The sequence below is a fragment of the Roseomonas sp. TF40 genome (genome assembly GCF_057219975.1).
The window spans coordinates 152821-172609 of record NZ_JBXVVR010000005.1; the positions used below are offsets into that span (position 1 = coordinate 152821).

The 19789-nt window shown below is 73.0% G+C and carries 18 protein-coding genes; 11 read left to right on the plus strand and 7 right to left on the minus strand.

Annotated elements, in window-relative coordinates; translation table 11 throughout:
- Positions 1 to 4: 4 nt before the first annotated feature.
- Both AC2D9U_RS15760 and AC2D9U_RS15765 read right to left on the minus strand, forming a co-directional pair.
- Entirely contained in the window at positions 5 to 1066 is a 1062-nt protein-coding gene (locus tag AC2D9U_RS15760) for a CobW family GTP-binding protein (protein WP_484750656.1), read from the minus strand.
- Complete coding sequence (locus AC2D9U_RS15765) at positions 1066 to 2301, minus strand: LVIVD repeat-containing protein (RefSeq protein ID WP_484750658.1); 1236 nt, start codon at positions 2299 to 2301, stop codon at positions 1066 to 1068. Before AC2D9U_RS15765 ends, AC2D9U_RS15760 begins: the two co-directional genes overlap by 1 nt.
- 147 nt (positions 2302 to 2448) lie before the next feature.
- Between AC2D9U_RS15765 and AC2D9U_RS15770 the strand changes: the two genes are divergently transcribed.
- The 6 genes from AC2D9U_RS15770 to AC2D9U_RS15795 all read left to right on the plus strand — a co-directional run bounded on the left by AC2D9U_RS15770 (position 2449) and on the right by AC2D9U_RS15795 (position 10713).
- A complete protein-coding gene (locus tag AC2D9U_RS15770; protein WP_484750662.1) occupies positions 2449 to 3633 on the plus strand; it encodes a LysR family transcriptional regulator in 1185 nt (394 codons plus the stop codon).
- 95 nt (positions 3634 to 3728) lie between these two features.
- Positions 3729 to 6521, plus strand: a complete 2793-nt coding sequence (locus AC2D9U_RS15775; protein WP_484750665.1) for a phosphoenolpyruvate carboxylase — start codon at positions 3729 to 3731, stop codon at positions 6519 to 6521.
- 51 nt (positions 6522 to 6572) lie between these two features.
- Entirely contained in the window at positions 6573 to 6809 is a 237-nt protein-coding gene (locus AC2D9U_RS15780; protein ID WP_484750667.1) for a hypothetical protein, read from the plus strand.
- Positions 6806 to 8050 carry a CCA tRNA nucleotidyltransferase gene (locus AC2D9U_RS15785; RefSeq protein WP_484750669.1) on the plus strand — a complete coding sequence of 415 codons (1245 nt, stop codon included), beginning with the start codon at positions 6806 to 6808 and terminating at the stop codon, positions 8048 to 8050. Before AC2D9U_RS15780 ends, AC2D9U_RS15785 begins: the two co-directional genes overlap by 4 nt.
- An 85-nt stretch (positions 8051 to 8135) precedes the next feature.
- Entirely contained in the window at positions 8136 to 9890 is a 1755-nt protein-coding gene (locus tag AC2D9U_RS15790) for an ABC transporter ATP-binding protein (RefSeq protein ID WP_484750672.1), read from the plus strand.
- 145 nt (positions 9891 to 10035) lie between these two features.
- Positions 10036 to 10713 (plus strand): CatB-related O-acetyltransferase, encoded by a 678-nt coding sequence (locus AC2D9U_RS15795; RefSeq protein WP_484750674.1) that lies wholly within the window; start codon positions 10036 to 10038, stop codon positions 10711 to 10713.
- Positions 10714 to 10723: 10 nt separating this feature from the next.
- Here the strand turns inward: AC2D9U_RS15795 and AC2D9U_RS15800 are convergent, their stop codons facing one another.
- From AC2D9U_RS15800 to AC2D9U_RS15820, 5 genes are read right to left on the minus strand one after another with little or no spacing between them, the layout of a single operon-like run.
- A complete protein-coding gene (locus tag AC2D9U_RS15800) occupies positions 10724 to 11143 on the minus strand; it encodes a DUF3574 domain-containing protein (protein WP_484750676.1) in 420 nt (139 codons plus the stop codon).
- Positions 11144 to 11152: 9 nt separating this feature from the next.
- On the minus strand, positions 11153 to 12295 hold the full coding sequence (locus AC2D9U_RS15805; RefSeq protein WP_484750678.1) for an MFS transporter: 1143 nt from the start codon (positions 12293 to 12295) through the stop codon (positions 11153 to 11155).
- On the minus strand, positions 12292 to 12642 hold the full coding sequence (locus AC2D9U_RS15810; protein ID WP_484750682.1) for a DMT family transporter: 351 nt from the start codon (positions 12640 to 12642) through the stop codon (positions 12292 to 12294). The genes AC2D9U_RS15805 and AC2D9U_RS15810 overlap by 4 nt, the downstream gene beginning before the upstream one ends.
- Positions 12639 to 13622, minus strand: a complete 984-nt coding sequence (locus AC2D9U_RS15815) for a glycosyltransferase family 2 protein (protein ID WP_484750684.1) — start codon at positions 13620 to 13622, stop codon at positions 12639 to 12641. The genes AC2D9U_RS15810 and AC2D9U_RS15815 overlap by 4 nt, the downstream gene beginning before the upstream one ends.
- A 13-nt stretch (positions 13623 to 13635) precedes the next feature.
- Positions 13636 to 14373, minus strand: a complete 738-nt coding sequence (locus tag AC2D9U_RS15820; protein ID WP_484750686.1) for a class I SAM-dependent methyltransferase — start codon at positions 14371 to 14373, stop codon at positions 13636 to 13638.
- 172 nt (positions 14374 to 14545) lie between these two features.
- On the opposite strand from AC2D9U_RS15820, the gene AC2D9U_RS15825 reads away from it, so the two are divergent.
- The 5 genes from AC2D9U_RS15825 to AC2D9U_RS15845 are packed head-to-tail and all read left to right on the plus strand — an operon-like array spanning position 14546 to position 19764.
- Positions 14546 to 16138: a hypothetical protein gene (locus AC2D9U_RS15825; RefSeq protein WP_484750689.1), complete on the plus strand. Its 1593-nt coding sequence runs from the start codon at positions 14546 to 14548 to the stop codon at positions 16136 to 16138.
- Positions 16138 to 16971, plus strand: coding sequence for an HTD2 family dehydratase (locus AC2D9U_RS15830; RefSeq protein WP_484750692.1), 834 nt, complete (start codon positions 16138 to 16140; stop codon positions 16969 to 16971). Before AC2D9U_RS15825 ends, AC2D9U_RS15830 begins: the two co-directional genes overlap by 1 nt.
- The gene (locus AC2D9U_RS15835) at positions 16964 to 17986 is read left to right on the plus strand and encodes a DMT family transporter (RefSeq protein ID WP_484750694.1); all 1023 of its coding nucleotides are present in this window, start codon (positions 16964 to 16966) and stop codon (positions 17984 to 17986) included. The genes AC2D9U_RS15830 and AC2D9U_RS15835 overlap by 8 nt, the downstream gene beginning before the upstream one ends.
- A complete protein-coding gene (locus AC2D9U_RS15840; RefSeq protein WP_484750696.1) occupies positions 17987 to 18889 on the plus strand; it encodes a DMT family transporter in 903 nt (300 codons plus the stop codon).
- Positions 18886 to 19764, plus strand: a complete 879-nt coding sequence (locus AC2D9U_RS15845; RefSeq protein ID WP_484750699.1) for an MBL fold metallo-hydrolase — start codon at positions 18886 to 18888, stop codon at positions 19762 to 19764. Before AC2D9U_RS15840 ends, AC2D9U_RS15845 begins: the two co-directional genes overlap by 4 nt.
- Positions 19765 to 19789: the final 25 nt, after the last annotated feature.

Sequence of the window (19789 nt, forward strand, 5' to 3'; positions counted from 1 at the left end):
GGCGTCAGCTCGGCACGAGCGCCCGCACCGCGGCGAAGAGCGCGGCCACCTCGGCCTTGCCGAGCCCGTTCTGCGTGATGAAGACCAGCCGCCCGGCGTGATCCTCGCCCTCGGGCCAGGCTTCCAGCTCGACCGGGCGGTGCAGCAGGTGGCGCACGGCGTGGATCACCACCGGCCCCTCGCAGCCGCGCACCGCGACCAGCCCCTTCACGCGCAGCAGGTCCGGCCCGCGCAGCTCGCAGAGCAGGTCGAGCGCGGCCGTCAGGGCGCGCCAGCCGAGGGGGGCGTCGAAGCGCAGCACGAAGCTGGCGAGGTCGCCGCGATGCGCGCCCGGCGCATCGATGGAAAGCCGGCTCGGCGGCGGGAGCGAGCTGTCGGCCAGCAGGAATTCCGGCGCCGCCAGCCCGTGCTCGGCGGCGAGCATCGGCGCTTCGGGGTTGAGCGCGCGGATCGCCTCGGTCAGCGCCGCGATCTCCGCCGGCGTGGCGAGGTCCGTCTTGCTGAGGATGATGCGGTCGGCGATGGCGATCTGCCGCCGCGCTTCCGGCGCATCGGCCAGCGCCTGCGCGCCCGTCGCCGCATCGGCGACCGCGATGATCGCCTGCAGGTGGTATTCGCGGCCCAATTGCCGCTCGCCGAGGAAGGTCTGCAGCACCGGCACCGGGTCATCCGCGCCGGAGAGTTCCAGCACCACGCGCTCGAAGGGCGGCACGGCGCCCCGCGCGCGGTCGTTGAACAGGGTGCGGAAGGTGTTCTCGAGGTCGGAGCGCACGGAACAGCACAGGCAGCCATTGCCCAGAAGGGCCACGCGGCTCTCCGCCGCGGGTGCAAGCAGTGCCTGGTCGATGCCGATCTCGCCGAACTCGTTCACCACCACGGCGGTGCCGCGCCCGGCTTCGGTCTCCAGCAGCGCCTTGACCAGCGTGGTCTTGCCCGCGCCGAGGAAGCCGGTGACGAGCAGCACCGGCACGCGCGCCCCGCGCGGCCGGCGCTGCCGCCGGCCGAAGGGCCCCGCCCCCGTGCCGGGCGGAAAGACGCGCCCCGTCAGCAGCGAGGCATCGAGCATCAGAAATCCATCTCGAGGATGTAGATGCCGCCGATGCTGCGATCGACGACATAGACGATGCCGCGCTCATCGACGAAGACGTCGTTGAGCTGGATGGCGCCGACGGCGGAGTTGCGCGGCGCGGCAGGGACGAAATGCGCGACCTCCTTCGGCGCATAGGGGTCGGAGATGTCGAAGGCGCGCAGCCCGCCGCTGAAGAAGGTGCCGAGGATGATCTGGTCCGAGAACCAGGAGGTCGGCACCGGCACGTTCTCATGCAGGTTGTGCGCGCCGAAGCGCCCGCCGCGGCCCTTGAAATCGGCCACGGGCGGCATCGGGCAGGTGGCGATGGGCACCGGGTTGCGCTCGTCCCGCGCGTCCACGATCCAGACCAGCTTCGGCCAGTCGGCGGCGTTGTCCACGACGGATTCGTCGCTGACCACCAGCAGGTTGCGTTCGAACAGCGGCAGGACGGTGTGGGTGAAGCCGCAATAGGGCGGCGAATTGTCCCAGCGCGAGACCACCTTCGGGCGCGACTTGTCGGAGATGTCCATGATGAACATGCCGGCATCGATATAGCCGAGGTAGCAACGATCCGGCCGCTGCGGATAGACATTCGTGTTGTGCGCGCGGAAGCCGTTGTCGCGGTTGATGTGGCGCTCAAGCGGCGGCGCCTCGTCGCCCTCGCGCTGGCCGGGCAGCCACCAGCGCCCGACCTCGGTCGGCTTCGAGAGGTTGCGCACATCGATGATGCGGTAGAACTGGTCATCCAGCGGGTGGCGCCCCTGGAAATCCGGCGCGCCGGCGGCGAGGTGCACGTATTCGCCATCGCAGAACCACAGCTGGTGCACGCCGCGCGAATGGGGGCCCGAGCAGTCGAAGAAGCTGATCGAGCGCGGATTCTCCGGCACCGAGACGTCGAACAATTCGAATCCCGCCGGCTGCAGGCCGAACTTCTTGGTCTGGTAGGCCACCGCCATGATGTCGCCGGACAGTTCCAGCGAGTTCGATCGCATATGCTGCTGCGGCAGGTTGGTCTGGATCACCACCTTGGGGTTGCGCGGGTCGGTGACGTCGATGCCGGTGAAGTTCTTCGGCGCGCTCTCATGCGCCGCCCAGAGGATGCGCCGCCCATCCTTGGCGATCTGGATCGACAGCCCCTCGCCCATGCCGCCGAAGCCGTTCAGCTCATGATGGGAGAGCAGCCGGAAATTCCAGATCGCGGCGGGCGCCGCATCGGCGCGGGTCATGGTCATCAGGGTCCATCCTTGCTCGGGCACGGCAGGACGGAGGTGCCGCCTTGCGGCGCGCACGACGTTTTCCCCCATCCTTGCCGCCAGATTGCCAGCCGGGGCAGGTCGGGGGCACCCTGAAAGCCGCGTCGAACCCATAAAGATCAGGCAATGCCCTATCTCGGCCTCCAGCTGCGCGAGCTGCGCGCCTTCGAAGCCACCGCGCGCCTCGCCAGCACCGGCGCGGCGGCGGCCGAGCTCGGCCTGTCGCAGCCCGCCATCAGCCTGGCGCTGACCCGGCTCGAGGCGCGGCTGGGCTGCGCGCTGCTCGGCCGCGGCCCGCGCGGCAGCTTCCCCACGCCGGCGGGCGCGCGCTTCGCGCTGCGGGCCTGGCGCGCGCTGGAACAACTGCGCGAGGCGCTGCGCGGGCTCGGCGCGCCGGAGGCCGCGCTGCGGCGCCTGACCGATCCGGGCCTCGCGGGCCTGGCCGCGGTGGTGGAGGCGGGCGGCATGCCCGGCGCGGCGCGGCTGCTAGGCATCGGCGCGCCGGCCCTGCAACGCGCGGCGCGCGGGCTGGAACGGGCGCTCGGCGTGGCCTTGCTGCGGCGCGGGCCGGTCGGGCTGCTGCCCAATGCGGCGGGCGTGGAATTCGCCCGGCGCCTGGCGCTGGCGCGGCTGGAGGTGGAGCAGGGCATCGCGGAATTGCCCGCCCCGGACCCGCCCGGTCGCCTGACCCTCGCCACCCTGCCGCTGGTGCCGCGCGCGCCGCTGGTCGCCGCCATCGGCGAACGGCTGGAGAGCCGCCCGGGCCTGACCCTGCAACTCACCGAGGGCAGCTATGCCGAACTGGTGCCGCAGCTGCGCGGCGGGCGGATCGACGCCATCCTCGGCGCGCTGCGTGACCCCGCGCCGCATGACGATCTGGTCGAGGAACGGCTCTTCGCCGATCCCTTCGCCATCGCGCTGCGCCGCACCCATAAGCTGGCGGCAGCGCCCCCCGATGCCGCCGCGCTGGCCGGGACGCGCTGGGTGGTGCCAGGCGCGGGCATGCCGCGGCGCGCGGTGGTGGAGGCGCTTTTCGCCACCCTGCCGGCCCGCCCGCGCATCCTGCTCGAGACCAGCTCGCTCGAGATGACGATCGCGCTGCTCGAGGCCGGGGATGCGCTGGCCCTGCTCTCCCGCCACCAGATCGCGGCGCATCCGGGCCTCGCGGCGCTGCCCGGCGCCTGGCCCCTGCCGCCGCGCCAGATCGGCCTGACGCGGCGGCGGGATTGGCTGCCCACCCCGGCCCAGGCCCGCGTGCTGGCGGCGCTGCGCGCGGTTTGCGCGCAGATGGAAGCGCCGATTGCCCGCTGAAGGGGCGGTTCCGGCCCGGAAGCCGGATGATTCGCCCCCGCGGCGCGAAACTTCGCTGGCCCCGCGCGGCTTCGCAGGTGCAGCATGGGCCCACCATGCCCGACCACGCCATGGCGGACCCCGCCGCCGACATCCTGCAGGATCTGCTCGCCCGGCTGCGCGAGGCGCGCGAGGCCGCGGCGCATGATCCCTTCGGCGATCCCGTGCTGCTGATCGCGCTGTCGATCAGCCGTCGCATCGATGAGGGACGGCTGGATGCGCCGGGCCTCGCCGGGCTGATCGCGCGCATCGCCGATGCCGCCGCTGGCGAGCGTGCCGCGCGGCTCGCCGCCTATGTCGGGCTCGGCACCGCGCCCGAGGCGATGGCCGCACTCGCCGCGCGGCTGGCGCGCCCGGATCCGGAGGACAGCCCCGTCCCCTTCGCCGCCTATCGCGAGGCGGTGGAGCGCACGCGCTTCGCGGCCGTCTTCACCGCGCATCCCACCTTCTCGCTGCCGCCCGAGACCGGCGCCGCCCTGGCCGCCGCCGCCTGTGGCGAGGCCCTGCCGGCCGGTCTGAAGCATCGCCCGGAGGCGCCCTCCCTGGCCGAGGAATTCCGCCAGGCCAACCTCGCCATCGCGCGGGGGCGGGACGCGCTGGACGCGCTGAACGCCGCGCTGCTGACCGCCGCGCAGGGCATCTGGGGCGATCGCTGGCAGGCGCTGCTGCCGCGGCCGCTGATCCTCGCCTCCTGGGTCGGCTACGACACGGATGGGCGCACCGATATCGGCTGGTGGGACACGATCGGCCTGCGCCTGACGATGAAGCGCCTGCAATTGCAGCGCCTCGCCGCGCAGCTGGCGCCGCTGGGCGAAGCCGCCGCGGCGCTGGCCGCGCGCGTCGCCCAGGCCGAAGCGGCGGTCGCGGCGCAGCTCGCCGAACTGCCGCGCGCGCCGGAACCCGCCCAGGTGCAGCGTTTCGCCCGCGCCCTGGTCGAGCTGGGGGAGGCCGCGCTGCACGACCCCGCGCCGCTGCTCGAGATGTTCCCCGCGGCGCTGGCCGCCGCGCCGGATGAGGCGACGCGCCTCGCACTCGCCGTGGCGCGGGCCGGGCTCGCCGCGCATGGGCTCGCCCTCGCGCATACGCATGTGCGGCTCAACGCCTCCCAGATCCACAACGCGCTGCGCCAGCGCCTGGGCCTGATGGCGGCGCCCGACGACATGGCGAGCCGGCGCGGCCTGCTCAGCCAGATCAACGCCGCGCTCGGCGAGGTCACGGCCCAGCCGGTGGATTTCGGCGCGCTGCTGGCCGAGCAGGCGAGTGCCGCGCGGCTGATGATGACGGTGGCGCAGATCGCCAAGCATGTGGATGCCTCCGCCCCCGTGCGCTTCCTGATCGCCGAGACCGAGAGCGGCTACACGCTGCTCGGCGCGCTGTGGCTGGCAAGGCGCCTGGGCATCGAGAAGCATGTCGAGATCTCGCCCCTCTTCGAGACGGCCGAGGCGCTGGAACGCGGCGACCGGGTGATGGAAGAGGCGCTGCGCAGCCCGCATTACCGGGACTATCTGCGCCTGCATGGCCGGATGTGCCTGCAATTCGGCTATTCCGATTCCGGCCGCTATGTCGGCCAGATGCCGGCCACCTACCTCGCCGAGCGGCTCAAGCTGCGCATGGCGGAGCAGCTGCGCCGGCACGGGCTGACCGACATCGAGCTCGTGCTGTTCGACACGCATGGCGAGAGCATCGGCCGCGGCGGGCATCCCGACAGCCTGTCGGATCGCCTTGAATACCTCTCCCCGCCCCAGGCGCGCGCGGCGCTGCAGCGCGCGGGGCTGCGGCTGCGGGAGGAGACGTCCTTCCAGGGCGGCGATGGCTATCTGCTCTACGGCACGCCCCGGCTCGCCGAGGCGACCATCGCGCGCATCGCCGAGCACGCCTTCGCGGACCCCGCCGCCGCCCCCGACCCGATCTATGCCGAGAGCGATTGGGGCACGGATTTCTTCGCCACCATGCGGCGCGAGATGCAGGCGCTGGTCGAGGATCCCGGCTATGCCGCGCTGCTCGGCGCCTTCGGCCCCGGGCTGCTGGACCGCACCGGCTCGCGCCCCGCGGCGCGGCAATCGGATGGCAGCGGGGGGCCGGTGCGCATCACCCACCCCTCGCAGCTGCGCGCCATCCCCAACAACGCGATCCTGCACCAGCTGGGCTGGCTGGCGAACACGCTGCACGGGCTGGGCGCGGCGGCGGCGGCGAACCCGGATGCCTTCGCCGATCTGCGCGCGCGCAGCCCGCGCTTCGCCCGCGCGCTCGCCATGGCGGCGCGGGCGGCGGCGTGTTCGGACATCGGCGTGCTGCGGGCGGCGGTGGATACGCTCGACCCCGGCCCCTGGCTCGACCGTGCGGGGGCCACGCGCCGGCCCGGGCGGCGGGAGGAGCTGATGGATGTCGCCGCCGCGCTCGAGAAGCTCGACCTCTCGGCCGCGGTGCGGCGGATGTTCCGGCGCCTGCAGGCGGACCACCTGGCACTCCGCGGCGCCTGGCCCGACCTGCCGCGCATGCCGGATCGGCTGGTGCTGCTGCACGCGCTGCGGCTTGCGCTGATCCACCGCATCTGGCTGCTGGCCGTCGCCCTGCCCGAATTCAGCCCGCGCCATGACGCGACGCGCGAATCGCTGGTGCGCGGCATCCTGCAGCTCGATGTCGGCCGCGCACTGAGCCTGCTGGCGGAGATCTTCCCGGCCCGGCCGGACCCGGCCACGGGGCTCGACTTCTTCGAGGCCGCGCCCTCCCGCGAGGGGACATCCTATGCGCGGGAACACGCCACGCTGTTCAGGCCCATGGCGGAGATGTTCGACCTGCTGCGCGAATGCTCGGCGGCGATCGTGCATGAGGTCGGCGCCTTCGGCTGAACCGCGCCGCGAGCCGGTGGTAAGCGCCGCGCGCCGGGCTATATGGGCGGCATGGCCGCTGTCGTCGCTGTTCTCCTCGTGCTGCTGCCCTTCGGGCTCTACCTGCTCTGGCGCCGGGTCGGCCCGGCGGGGGGCGAGCCCTCCTCGGGCGTTGTCGTCGCGTTGCTGCTCGGCGTCGGGCTGATGCTCGGCGCGGCGGTGTGGTTCGGCCTGTCGCGCAGCGCGCCGCCCGGCACCGCCTATGCCCCGGCCGTGCTCGGCCCGGATGGCCAGGTGCGCACGCGGTGACCGACGCGCCCACAGCCCGGATGTCGCCGCCCGCCTTCCTGCAGGCCGGCACGCCCGAGGCGGTGCTGGAGGCCCTGCCGGGCGCGCGCGCCGTGGGGGGCTGCGTGCGCGACGCCCTGGCGGGCCGGCCCGTGCACGACGTGGACATCGCCGCCCCCTTCCCGCCCGAGGAGATCGCCCGGCTGCTGACCGAGGCCGGGCTGCGCGTCTTCGAGACCGGCCTCGCCCATGGCACGCTCACCGCCGTGCTTGACCACCAGCCGGTGGAGGTCACCGCGCTGCGCCGCGACCTCACCACCGATGGCCGCCATGCCGAGGTCGAATGGACCACCGATTGGCGCGCGGACGCCGCGCGGCGCGACTTCACCATCAACGCCATGTCCTGCACCGCCGAGGGCGCGCTGTGGGATTATTTCGGCGGCCGCGAGGACCTCGTCGCCGGGCGGTTGCGCTTCGTCGGCGATGCGGCGACGCGGCTGCGCGAGGATTACCTGCGCGCGCTGCGCTTCTTCCGCTTCTGGGCGCGCTACGGCCAGGGCGACCCCGACCCGGCCGCGCTGGCCGCCATCCGCGCGGCGGTGCCGGGCTTTCGCGCCCGGATCGCGGTGGAGCGCATCTGGATGGAGCTGAAGCGCCTGCTGGAAGCGCCCGACCCGGTCGGCGCCCTGGCGCTGATGCGCGAGGCCGGGCTGCTGCGCGCCGCCTTGCCGGAGGCCGAGAACTTCATCGCGCTCGGCCGGCTCGTCTCCCGCCGCGCGCCGGCCGACCCCTTGCTGCGCATCGCGGCGCTGCTGCCTGCGCGGGGTGAGGCGCATCTGCGGCTGGCGCAGCGCCTGAAACTGTCGGGGGAGGAGGCCGCAAGGCTGCGCTTCCTGCAGGAACACCCGGCGCCGGACGAGGCCGGGCTGACCCGCTTCCAGGCGGCGACGCGCAAGCTCGGCCCGGCGGATCGGGCGCTGTGGCTGGCCGAGGCGCGCGACGGGCAGGACCGGTCCGCGCTGCGCCTGGCCGCGCTGCGCGATGCGCCGGTCTTCCCCCTGCTGGGGCGGGATGCGCTGGCGCTCGGCGCCCCACCCGGCCCGGCGCTGGGCGTCCTGCTGCGCGCGCTGGAGGCGTGGTGGCTGGCCGGCGATTGCACCGCGACGCGGGAGGACTGCCTGTCGGAGTTGGCGCGCCGGCTGCGGAAAAGCCCCGGGGCGGCGGACGGGACCACCGCCCCGGGCGATCCCGCGGCCTCCTGACGGCCACGGGTCACCGGAACAAATATAGAACTACCCCAGGACGAAGCCCCTGGCAAGCCCCTGCCGGGCAGTCTACAGCACTCCCATGGCTCGCCCCGCGCTCAACACCGCCTCGCTCCCCCTGGTGCGCCGTCTCTGGATGGAGCATCTGCGCCAGCATCCGCGCTGGCTCATCCTGGCCGCGATCTGCACGCTCGGCGTCGCGGGCAGCACGGCGCTGTATCCCATCATCATCCAGCAGGCCTTCAACCGCTTCGCGGAGGGCGATCCGCGCGTCGCCTGGCTGCTGCCGCCGATCATCATCGCGGTCACCTGCACCAAGGCCATCGCCACCTATGGCCAGGCGGTGGCGACGCAGAACGTGGTCTATCGCACCATCGAGGGCCTCCAGCGCCGGCTGTTCCGCGCGCTGACCCGCGCGGATCTCGCCGTGGCGGCGCGCGAGGCGCCGGCGCGGCAGGCGGCGCGCTTCACCACCGATGCGGGCATGATCCGCGAGGCGCTGGGCAAGAGCATCTCCGGCGTGGCGGATACGCTGACCGTCATCGGGCTGGTCGGCTCGATGCTCTGGATGGACTGGCAGATGGCGCTGCTCGGCGCGCTGCTCTACCCGATCGCCGCCTGGCCGATCCTGGCCATCGGCAAGCGCATCCGCCGCGCCTCCTCGGGCATGCAGGACCGGGTGGGCGAGACCTCGGCCCTGCTGGTGGAAAGCCTGGGCGCGGCGCGGGTGGTGCGCGCCTATCGGCTGGAGGCGCAGGAGGAAGCGCGCGCGGACGGCGCCTTCGCCCGGCTGCGCGACAGCCTGCTCGCCATCGCGCGCACCCGCGCGCGGCTGGACCCGGTGCTGGAGGCGCTGGGCGGGCTCGCCGTGGCGGCCGTGCTGGGCTTCGTCGGCTGGCGCGTGGCCAATGGCATGGGCACGATCGGCGACTTCACCGGCTTCGTCGCCGCGCTGCTCATCGCCTCGCGGCCCGTGCGCTCGCTCGGTTCGCTGAACGCGGCGCTGCAGGAGGGTCTCGCGGGCCTCTCACGCACCTTCATCGCGGTGGATGAGCCGCGCCGCATCCTCGACCGCGAGGGCGCGGTGGCGCTGCCGCAAGGCCAGGGCAGCATCGCCTTCGAGGGCGTGGGCTTCCGCTATGACGGCATCTCCGACGCCGCGCTGGCGGGGCTGAGCTTCGCCGCCGCGCCGGGGCGCACCGTGGCGCTGGTCGGGCCCTCGGGGGCGGGCAAATCCACTGCCCTCGCGCTGGTGCCGCGGCTCTATGACGTGACGGAGGGGCGCATCACCCTCGATGGCGCGGATCTGCGCGACGTCACGCTCGCTTCGCTGCGCGACGCCATCGCCTATGTCGGGCAGGATGCCGTGCTGTTCGACGACACGGCCTTCGCCAACATCGCCTGCGGCAAGCCGGGTGCGACGCTCGCCGAGGTGCAGGCGGCGGCGCGCGCCGCCGCCGCGCATGATTTCCTCGAGACACTGCCCCAGGGCTATGACACGCCGCTCGGCAATGCCGGCTCGCGCCTGTCGGGCGGGCAGCGCCAGCGCGTGAGCCTCGCGCGCGCGCTGCTGCGCAACCCGCGCGTGCTGCTGCTGGATGAAGCCACCAGCGCGCTGGATGCGGAGAATGAGGCGCTGGTGCAGCAGGCCCTCGCCCGGCTGCGCGCGGGGCGCACCACGCTGGTCATCGCGCACCGGCTCTCGACCGTGCGCGACGCCGACCTGATCGTGGTCATGGAGGCCGGGCGCGCCGTGGAACAGGGCACCCATGCCGAGCTGATGACGCAGGATGGGCTCTATGCGCGGCTCGTGCGCACGCAGGCCTTCGCCGCATGAAGCGTGATCCCGCGGATCGTGACCGATCCGCCCTCAGTCGCCGGCGCGCGCCGCCGCGCGCTTGGCTGCGCCGCACTTGCGGCGGGCGCCATTCGGCGCCTCGGCCGGCCGTGCCGGCCGCCGGCTCTGACCCGCAGGGATTGCCATGATCCGAGGTGACTCCGAGAAACTGCCCGATCCGAACGCGATCCAGCCGGTGGCGAACCTGCCGCGCGTGGTCTTCCTCAAGCCGCTGCGCGAGTCGATCACCGGCTTCGACCATGTCGAGATCGGCGACTTCACCTATTACGACGACCCGCTGCATGCGCGGGACTTCTTCCGCCGCAACATCGTCTATGACTTTCGTGGTTCGGGCACGCGGCTGCGGATCGGCAAGTTCTGCGCCTTCGCCACGGCGATGCGCTTCATGATGCCCGATGCGAATCATGCGATGGCGGGGCCGAGCACCTATCCCTTCGGCGTCTTCGGCGGCGCCTTCGCCCATGCCCTGCCGATGCAGGACTACCCCTGGCGCCCGGCGCGCGACACGGTGGTGGGCAATGATGTCTGGATCGGGGCGGAGGCGCTGATCCTGCCCGGCGTCACCATCGGCGATGGCGCGGTGATCGGCACGCGCGCCGTCGTGTCGCGCGACGTGCCGCCCTATGCCGTGGTGGCCGGCAATCCGGCGCGCGTGGTGCGTCGGCGCTACACGGAGGAAGAGGCCGCGCGGCTGATCGCGCTTGCCTGGTGGGATTGGCCGGCGGCGCGGATCGCGCGCGCCATCCCGCTGCTGGTGAAGGGCGATGTCGCGGCGCTGGAGGCCTTCGCCCGGGTCGCGTGAGGCGCCCCGTTCAGAAGCCGACGCAGCCGCTGCGCGTGGCGATCATCACGCTCTCCTGCCCGAAGCGGGCGCGATAGGCGGCGATCACGGGGGCGAGGCGCGCGGTGGCCTGTTCGGCCGTGCCGCCGGGCAGGGCGACCAGCAGCAGCTTGCTGCGCTCGCGCCCGATCCGCCCCTCGCGGTTGCGCCATTGGCCGGCGGCGTCGAGCACGGTCAGGCCATCGGGGAAGGCGGGGGTGACGCTTTCCTCCAGGAAGCGCGCCCAGGCGGCGTCGTCCACCACCTCGCGCCCCGCCGCGTTGCGACCGAAGAAGGCCTCGGCGATCGTCGCCGGCCCGGTGCCGGGCGGGCAGGCGGCCGGGGGGCTGGGGGCCGCGCAGGCGGCGAGCAGCAGGGGCAGGAGCAGGGGTAGCAGCAGGGTCGGGCGCATGGGCGGCAGCTAAGCAGATCGCGCCGCCTTGCGCAGCATGAGAAGTCCCGCCAGCAGCAGCGCCGCGGCCAGGCTCAGCGCCGGGCCCGCCCCGGCATTGAGCAGCAGCGGCGCGAAAAGCGCGGGGCCGAGCGCCATCGCCCCGGTCACCGGCGCCATCACCCGCCCCGCGACGGTGGCGTAGCCCTCCGTGCCATGCATCTCGATCAGGCAGGCCGGGCGCAGCACCGACATGAGGCCGGAGGCCAGCCCATAGGCAATCACGAACAGCGGCACCGCGCCCGGCGCGGCGAGCGGCAGCAGCAGCGCCATGGGCATCGCGGCCATGGCCCAGGAGGCGAGCCGCACCGCGCTCATCCGCGCCCCGCCCATCAGGTCCAGCAGCCGCGCCGCGACCTGCGCCGGGCCGATCAGCGCGGCCCAGAAGATCGTGGCCTCGCCCGAGAGGCCGAGCGCGGCGACGAGGCCAAGCATGTTCGCCAGCACCGCGCTGCCCACCAGCGTCTGCAGCGTCAGCGCGGCGGAAAGCCAGCGCAGCCGTGGCGGCAGGGGCGCGCGGGGCTGTCGCGCCGGGCGCGGGCCGCGCGGGCCACCCGGCAGCACGGCGAGATGCAGCGGCAGCGCGACCAGCAGCTGCACCGCCGCCGCCGCGCCCACCGCGCCCCGCCAGCCCAGCTGCGCCTCGAGCATCGCGAAGGCCGGCCAGGCGACCAGGGAGGCGAGGCCCGACATCACCGCCAGCATGCCCAGCCGCCGGCGCGCGCCCTCCCGCCCCAGCGTCGCCAGGGCGGCGTTGGCGGCCTCGGTCAGCGCCAGCGCGCCGCCCGCGCCCAGCACCAGGCAGGCCAGCACGGCGCCGAGCGGGCCCTGCGCCAGCGCCAGCAGCCCCAGCCCCGCGGCCAGCAGCACCGAGCCGAGCGCCATGGCCAGCCGCGCGCCATGCCGGTCGATCAGCCGCCCCACCGCGGGGGCCAGCAGCCCGGCCACGCCCAGCTGCAGCGCGATGCCGCTGAAGGCCGCCCCGGGCGGCAGGCCGAGCGCGGCCTCGATCGGCTGGCCGAGCACGCCGGGCAGGAAATAGGTGCTGCCCCAGCCGAGAACCTGCGTGATGCCGAGGGCGCCGAGCAGCCGGCCCGCGGCGCGGGTCTTCACGCAGTCGTCGCCAGCAGCACCACCCCGGCCGAGATCAGCGCGATCGCCGCGATCTTCGCCGGGCCCAGGCTCTCGCCGAACATGCCCCAGCCGATCAGCGCGATCACCACATAGCTCGCCGCCGTGCAGGGCAGGGCGACGCTCATCGGGATCTTGCGGAGCGCGATGATGTAGAGCAGCGCGGCGCCGCCATAGCAGCCCAGCCCGATGATGGTCGGCCAGCGGAAGAGCTGGTCGATGAAGCCGGCCGAGGCGGCGACGGAATCGGACGCCCCCGATTTCAGCAGGATCTGCCCGATCAGCGAGGTCGTGATCGCCGCCGCCAGGACCAGCCAGTAGAGGATCACGACACGGCCCGCATCTTGGGCGAATCCTCGCCGCTGCCGGGCGCGGCGATGACCTGCCGCACCACGCCCTGCGGCTTGCCGTTCGCCGAGAGGAAGGCGCGGCCGACATATTCGCCCAGCACGCCCAGGATCAGGAACTGCACGCCCGAGACCAGCAGCACCACCGTCATCATCGAGGCCCAGCCCGAGGGCGTCTCGCCCGACAGCCCCTCGAACACCACGACGCCCGCCGCCAGCACGCCCAGCACGCCCAGCGCCGCGCCGGCCAGGATCGCGAGGCGCAGCGGCAGGACCGAGAAATTCGTCGCCAGGTTCAGCCACAGCAGCACCAGCCGCTTGAGCGTGTAGTTGGACCGCCCCTCGGCGCGCGGCAGGTGCTTCACCTCGATGCTGTCGAGCCGCTGCGTCACCTGCATCAGCAGGCCATCGACGTAAGGGTAGGGGCCGCTGTAGCGCGTGACCTGCGCGACGGCGAAGGCGCTCATGCAGCGGAAGGAGGAAAGGTAGAGCCCCTTGGGCTTGTCCAGCAGCAGATCCGCCACGCCATTGGCGAAGCGGCTGCCGAGGTTGCGCCAGCCCTCATGCTCCTTCTTGGCGTAGCGCGTATAGACCACGTCCCAGCCACCGAGCCGCGCATGGTCGTAGAGGCGGATGACCTCCTCCGGCGGGTTCTGCAGATCGTCATCCATGGTGATGACGTAGCGCCCGCGCGCATGGCGCAGCCCCGACATCACCGCGTTGTGCTCGCCGAAATTGCGCGCATGCTCGATATAGGTCAGCGGCACGGTGGCGCGGGCGGCAAGCTCGCGGCAGACATCGCCGGAATTGTCCGGGCTGCCGTCATTCACCAGCACGATCTCGATGCCCCCTTCCGGGCGCAGGGCGGAGAGGGCTTCGACCAGGGCGCCGACCGTGGTGGCTCCCCGATAGACCGGCACCACGATGGACAGGCCGATGCCGCGGCCGGGGCTGTCAGTCACGCGGGATACTCCTTCATGCCGGCCGCGTCGCGACCACCAGGACGGAGCCGCCGACCGACAGGGGCAGGCCAAGCCTGCCGACCTGCCGCTCGGCCTCCGACACGGCGTGCAGCGTCCGGTCGAGCCAGGGGGGGAATTGGGTGACGTCGCTGGGTGCATCCGCGCGCCGGGCCAGCACCTTGCGTTGCAGGACCATCAGCGGGAAGAGGAAGCCGTTCCAGTAGCGCGCCGAAATGTCGGTGAAGCCGGCAGCGGCGAAGAGCCGCCGCGCGCCGCCCGCGGTGTAGCGCCGGGCGGTGTGCACCCGCGCATCATGGGCGCTGCGCATCCACTCATAGGCCGGCAGGTTCGCCACCAGCGTCCCGCCTGGCGCCAGCACGCGGTGCAGCTCGGCCAGGCCCTTCGCCTCGTCGAGCCCGGCATGGCAGATGACATCGATGCTCACCGCGGCGGCGAAGCTGGCATCGGCGAAGGGCAGGGCGTTGGCGTCGCCCACCACCACCGGGAAGCCGGATTTCTGCGCCGCGCGGCGCGTCGCCTCGGCGTCGTATTCGAGGCCCATGGCGGGCCGGCCGGGCAGCTGCTCGGCCAGGCGCTTGAGGAAGCCGCCCGTGCCGCAGCCGGCATCGAGCACCGGCCCGGGCGGTCCGGGGCGGCGGCGCAGGGCATCGAGCACGCGCGCATGGGCGGCGCGATACCACCACATGCCATCCTCGGCGGCGTCCATCAGGGCGTATTCGGCGGGTTCCACGGGCGCTTTGTGACCGCCCCGCGCGGCGGCGGCAAGGCGTTGGCGCGGCGGGGGTGCGGCAGCACCGCCGCGGCGGCGCCACAATCGGGGGCGAGAAGCGGTTTTCAGGCGTGCACGCGCATGGTTGCGTGCGCGCCCTGCCGGGCCGAGACTGCGCCCCCGTGAGCGCCTGATGACCCCCTCCGACCAGCCCGCCGCCCTGAAGGCGGAGGCCCTGCCCCTGTCGCGTCCCGCCCCCGTGCCCCTGGCGCGGGCGAGGCTGCTGCGCGTGGCGGCGCTGCTGCCGGCGCTGGCTTTCGCGTTGATGGCGCTCTCGCCCCCGCTCAACCACGATGTCGCCGCCATCCTGAACTTCGCCGAACGCTGGCTGGCGGGTGAGCGGCTCTACCGCGACCTGCTCGACGTCAACCCGCCGCTGATCTTCGTCCTCACCGCCATCCCGGCCGCGATCGCGAAATGGACGCCGCTGGATGCGGTGCAGGCGCAGCTGCTCTGCGTGATGGGCTGCTGCCTCCTCGCCTGGCGCATGACGCTGGCGCTGCGCGACCGCGCGGCCGAGGGCCCGGTCGAGGCCGCGGTGCTGGATGCGCTGGTGCCGCTGGTGGCGGTGCTGGCCGCCTATGATGTCGGGCAGCGGGAACACCTGATGGGGCTCTTCGCCCTGCCCTATGCCTTCCTCGCGGCGCGGCGGATGCAGGGGCTGCCCACGCCGGGGCGGCTTGCGCTCGGTGTCACTTTCGCCGCCGCGCTGGGTTTCGCGTTGAAGCCGCATTTCCTGGCCGTGCCCCTGCTGGTGGAGGCGCTGGTGCTGTGGCGGCGCGGCCCGCGCGCGGCGCTGCGCGACCCGCTGCCCTGGCTGATGGCCCTGGTCTGGCTGCTCTACCTGGCGTCCCTGCCGCTGCTCTTCCCCGATTATCTCGGCCATGTCGTGCCGCTGGTGATGCAGTTCTACCTGGGCAGCCACGGCTTCGGGCTGATCGACGTGCTGTTCGGCCCGATGCTCGGCCCGGCGCTGCTGGCCCTGCTGGTGGGGCTGAGCCTGCTGGCCTGGCGGGAGGCCGGCGAGGTGGCGCGCGCGCTGGGCTGCGTCGGCGCGGGCGCCTTCCTCGCCGCCTGGGTGCAGCACAAGGGCTGGTCCTATCATGTCGTGCCGGTGGCGATGGCGACGGCGCTGCTCGGCGGGCTGCTCGCCGCGCGCTGGCTGGATCGCGCCCTGCCGGGGGCGCGCGCGCACCGCGCGGCGCCGGTCCTCGCCCTGGGGGCGGCGCTCACCGTCAGCCTCGTGCATGTGCGCGGCGAAAGCCCCTGGCGGCAGATCTGGTATGGCGCGACGCGCGATGGCGAACTCACCCGCGTGCTGAAGCGCGAAGTGGCCGGGGAGCGGCTGCTGGTGCTCTCGCCCGACATCTACCCGGTCTATCCGGCGCTGAACTACGCCCAGGCGCGCTCGACCCTGCGCACCATGAATCTCTGGCTGCTGGTCGGCGCCTATCCCGACTGCCCCGAGGGCGCGCCGCGCTACCGCGAGACCTGGGAGATGTCGCGCCCCGAATTCCTGGTCTACCGCACCGTGGCCGAGGATTTCGCCCGCGCCCCCCCCGGCGCGGTGCTGGTCGCGCGCAACCCAGGCATTCCGAGATGCGGTGCGGAGGAATTCGACTTCATCGAGTACTTCTCCCGCCACCCCGCCTTCGAGGCCACCTGGCAGCGCTATACCCGGGTGGTCCACATGGACACCTACCGGCTCTACATTCGCGAGGATTGATGACGCACCAGGATTACGTCGGCCGCAGCGAGACGCGCGAGGACCGGCTCGATGGGCGGCTGCTGCGCGGCCTTGCCGCGACGCTGGGCATGGCCACGCCGGCCGAACTCCCGCCCACCTGGCACTGGATGCTGTTCCAGGACTGGGTGATGCCCGAGGGCATCGGCCCCGATGGCCACCCCAGGCGCGGCGGCTTCCTGCCACCGGTGCATGACCTGCCGCGCCGCATGTGGGCGGGTGGTCGGCTGGTCTTCCACCCCGTCGCGCTGCTGGAGGGGCAGGTTCTGCGCCGCACCAGCACCATCCTGAAGGTCGAGGAGAAATCCGGCGGCACCGGGCGGCTGGTCTTCGTCACCGTGCGGCATCTGGTGGAAGGCCCCGCTGGCCTCGCCATCGAGGAAGAGCAGGACATCGTCTATCGCGGCGCCGAGGGCGCGGCGGTGAAAGCGGCCGAGCCCGCCCCCGCCTGGCCCGAGGCGGCCAGCGCCACGCTTGTGCCCGACCCGGTGATGCTGTTCCGCTACTCGGCGCTGACCGGCAACGGGCACCGCATCCATTACGACCACCCCTATGTGACGGGGGTGGAGGGCTATCCGGGCCTCGTTGTGCACGGGCCGCTCCAGGCGACGCTGCTGGTGCATCACGCGCTGGCCCAGGCACCGGGGATGCGCCTTGCGCGCTTCGCCTTCCGCGGCCGCCGGCCCTGTTTCGACGGAAGGCCGCTCACCTTGCTCGCCAAGGCCGATGGCAAGGGCTTCAGGCTCGAGACCCGCGACGAGGCGGGCGCGACCTGCCAGCAGGCCGAGGCCGAGATGGCCCCCGCACTTGGCTGATCGACAGCCCAGCGCGCCGGCCCCTCAGCCGGCGCGCCTGCGCCTGCCCGTCCGCCTGCCGCTGGCGCAGGATACGCTGCGCGGCATCGCCGTGATCGCCACGGGCTATGCCGTGATCTCCCTGGCCGATGCCGCCGTGAAATGGGCCCTGCCCGAGGTGGGCGTGGCGGTGGCGATGATCTGGCGCGGGATCTTCGGCATGCTCGGCATCGCGCTGCTCGCGCGGTTCCAGGGGCTGCGGCCGGTGCGCATCCCGCTGCTGACGCTCCGCTCGGCGCTGCATTGCGTGGTGACGGTGGCCTTCTACGTCGCCTGGTTCAACAACTTCCCGCTCGGTGCCTCCTACGCCGTGAATGCGGCCGCACCCTTGGTGATGACGCTGCTGGCCATTCCCCTGCTGGGCGAGAAGGTGGGCTGGCGGCGCTGGACCAGCACCTGTGTCGGCTTCCTGGGCGTCATGGTGATCCTGCAGCCCGGCGGCGAGTTGTGGCGGTGGGAGGCCGCGATGCTGCTGGTGGGCGCGGGCACGCTGGCACTGACGCGCATCTGGACGCGCGTGCTGGCCGCCACCGACACGCCCCAGGCCATCGCCTTCTGGCTGCTGGCGATGCATGTGCCGATGGGCTTTCTTCTCTTGCCGGCCTTCCCGCCGATGGGGCCGGTGATCCCGGCATGGGACATCACGCTCGCGCTGGCCTTCCTCGGCCTGGCCAATGGCTGCGCGCATTTCCTCTTCGCCCGCGCCTTCGCCATCGCGCCGGTCTCGGCGCTCGCGCCCTATGAGTACACCACGCTGCTCTGGGGGGGGCTGCTGGGCTTCCTGATCTGGTTCGAGGTGCCGTCCTGGTCGACGCTGCTCGGCGCGCTGATCGTGATGGCGGCGGGGCTCTACAATCTCCACCGGGAGCATGTCCGCAAAAGGGAGAGCGCGTCGGATCGTCGCAGGGCGGAGGCGCCTGTGGCGCCGAGCACCGGAGACGTGAATCCGCCGCGCGGCCCGCAGGGCCACGCATAAATGCCCCTCAGGCATGATTTTCGTCGCGGCGTGCTCTTCATGCTCGCCGCCTGCGCCATCTTCGCGCTGATGAGCGCGGTGGTGAAGTCGCTCGCCGGGCGCGTGCATTTCCTCGAGCAGATGTTCTTCCGCACTGCCTTCGCGCTGCCCGTGGTGCTGGCGATCGTCGCCCAGCGCACGCGCGGCGCCGGCTTCGCGACGGTGCTGCGCACGAAGCGCCTGCCCGGCCATCTGCTGCGCGCCGCCAGCGGCACCCTGGCGATGGGCTGCAGCTTCTTCGCGCTGGGCGTGCTGCCGCTGGCCGAGCACACCGCCATCACCAACACCACGCCGCTCTTCGTCACGCTGCTCTCCATCCCCCTGCTGGGCGAGAAGGTGGGGCTGCATCGCCTGGGCGCGGTGATGGCGGGGTTCCTCGGCATCCTCGTCATCGCGCTCGGCCAGGGCGCCTTCACCGGCGATTACGACGCCGCGGCGCGCATGGGGCTGATCGCCGCCGTGCTGCATGGTATCTTCTCGGCCTGCACCACGCTGCTGGTGCGCTCCCTCTCCGCCACCGAGAGCTCCACCACCATCGTGATGTGGCAGTCGCTGCTGATGACCGGCGTGCTGGCGCTGATGATGCCCTTCGTCTGGACCACGCCGAGCCTGCCGGACCTGCTGCTGCTGGTGCTGATCGGCCTGCTCGGCGGCGTGGCGCAGGTGCTGCTGACGGAAGCCTGGGCAAGCGCGCAGGTCTCCTCCATCGCGCCCTATTCCTATTCCTCGCTGCTCTGGGCGGTGCTGTTCGGCTGGGTCGCCTTCGGCGACGTGCCGGGGCTGTGGACGATCCTCGGCGCGCTCTGCATTGTCGCGGCCAGCCTCTACATCATGCACCGCGAATTGCGACGGAGCCGGACATGAACTTCCTGCGCGAGGACACCCTGCCGGTCGGCATGGCGATGGAGGTCGCGCCCGGCGTGCGCCGCCTGCTCTGCGGCAATCCGGGGCCCTTCACCTTCCGCGGTACCAACACCTACCTCATCGGGCGCGGCCGCGTGGCGGTGCTCGACCCCGGCCCGGTGGATGCGGCGCATCTGCGCGCAATCCTCGATGCGACGCGGGGCGAGACGATCGAGCAGATCCTGGTGAGCCACACGCATCGCGACCACTCGCCCGGCGTGGCCGCGCTGCAGGAGGCGACCGGCGCGCCGAGCTTCGGCTTCGGCCCGCATCTCACGCCCCCCGACCAGGGCGGGGAGGGCGGCGACCACGGCTTCACCCCCGATGTGGTGCTGCCCGATGGCGCGGTGGTCGAGGGCGCGGCGTGGCGCGCGACCGCGATCCACACGCCCGGCCATTGCGCCAACCATCTCTGCTTCGCGCTGGAGAACGAGGCCGGCGCGGGCACGCTGTTCAGCGCCGACCATGTGATGAGCTGGTCCACCACCGTGGTCAGCCCGCCGGATGGCGACATGGCGGCCTACATGGCCTCGCTGGCGCGCCTCGCTGCGCGCGAGCACGACCTCTACTTGCCCGGCCACGGCCCGCCCTTGCCCGACCCCGCGCCCTTCGTCGCCGGCCTTGCGGCGCATCGGCGCGAGCGCGAGCAGCGCGTGCTGGAGGCGCTGCGCGCCGCGCGCCGCGCCACGGCGGCCGAACTCGTGCCCGCCGCCTATGGCCCGGCGCTGGAGGCGAAGTTGATCCCCGCCGCGGCGCGCAGCCTGCTTGCGCATCTCATCAAGCTCGCCGCCGAAGGCGCGGCGCGGCGGGAGGGCGATCACTTCGAGGCGACGTGACCCGCGCCTTTGCTGCGGATCAATG

Coding starts and splice junctions, on each gene's coding strand:
- AC2D9U_RS15770 (WP_484750662.1), top strand. CDS start 2,449: ATGCCCTATCTCGGCCTCCAGCTGCGCGAGCTGCGCGCCTTCGAAGCC.
- AC2D9U_RS15845 (WP_484750699.1), top strand. CDS start 18,886: ATGAACTTCCTGCGCGAGGACACCCTGCCGGTCGGCATGGCGATGGAG.
- AC2D9U_RS15840 (WP_484750696.1), top strand. CDS start 17,987: ATGCCCCTCAGGCATGATTTTCGTCGCGGCGTGCTCTTCATGCTCGCC.
- AC2D9U_RS15790 (WP_484750672.1), top strand. CDS start 8,136: ATGGCTCGCCCCGCGCTCAACACCGCCTCGCTCCCCCTGGTGCGCCGT.
- AC2D9U_RS15775 (WP_484750665.1), top strand. CDS start 3,729: ATGCCCGACCACGCCATGGCGGACCCCGCCGCCGACATCCTGCAGGAT.
- AC2D9U_RS15760 (WP_484750656.1), bottom strand. CDS start 1,066: ATGCTCGATGCCTCGCTGCTGACGGGGCGCGTCTTTCCGCCCGGCACG.
- AC2D9U_RS15795 (WP_484750674.1), top strand. CDS start 10,036: ATGATCCGAGGTGACTCCGAGAAACTGCCCGATCCGAACGCGATCCAG.
- AC2D9U_RS15765 (WP_484750658.1), bottom strand. CDS start 2,301: ATGACCATGACCCGCGCCGATGCGGCGCCCGCCGCGATCTGGAATTTC.
- AC2D9U_RS15830 (WP_484750692.1), top strand. CDS start 16,138: ATGACGCACCAGGATTACGTCGGCCGCAGCGAGACGCGCGAGGACCGG.
- AC2D9U_RS15800 (WP_484750676.1), bottom strand. CDS start 11,143: ATGCGCCCGACCCTGCTGCTACCCCTGCTCCTGCCCCTGCTGCTCGCC.
- AC2D9U_RS15825 (WP_484750689.1), top strand. CDS start 14,546: ATGACCCCCTCCGACCAGCCCGCCGCCCTGAAGGCGGAGGCCCTGCCC.
- AC2D9U_RS15780 (WP_484750667.1), top strand. CDS start 6,573: ATGGCCGCTGTCGTCGCTGTTCTCCTCGTGCTGCTGCCCTTCGGGCTC.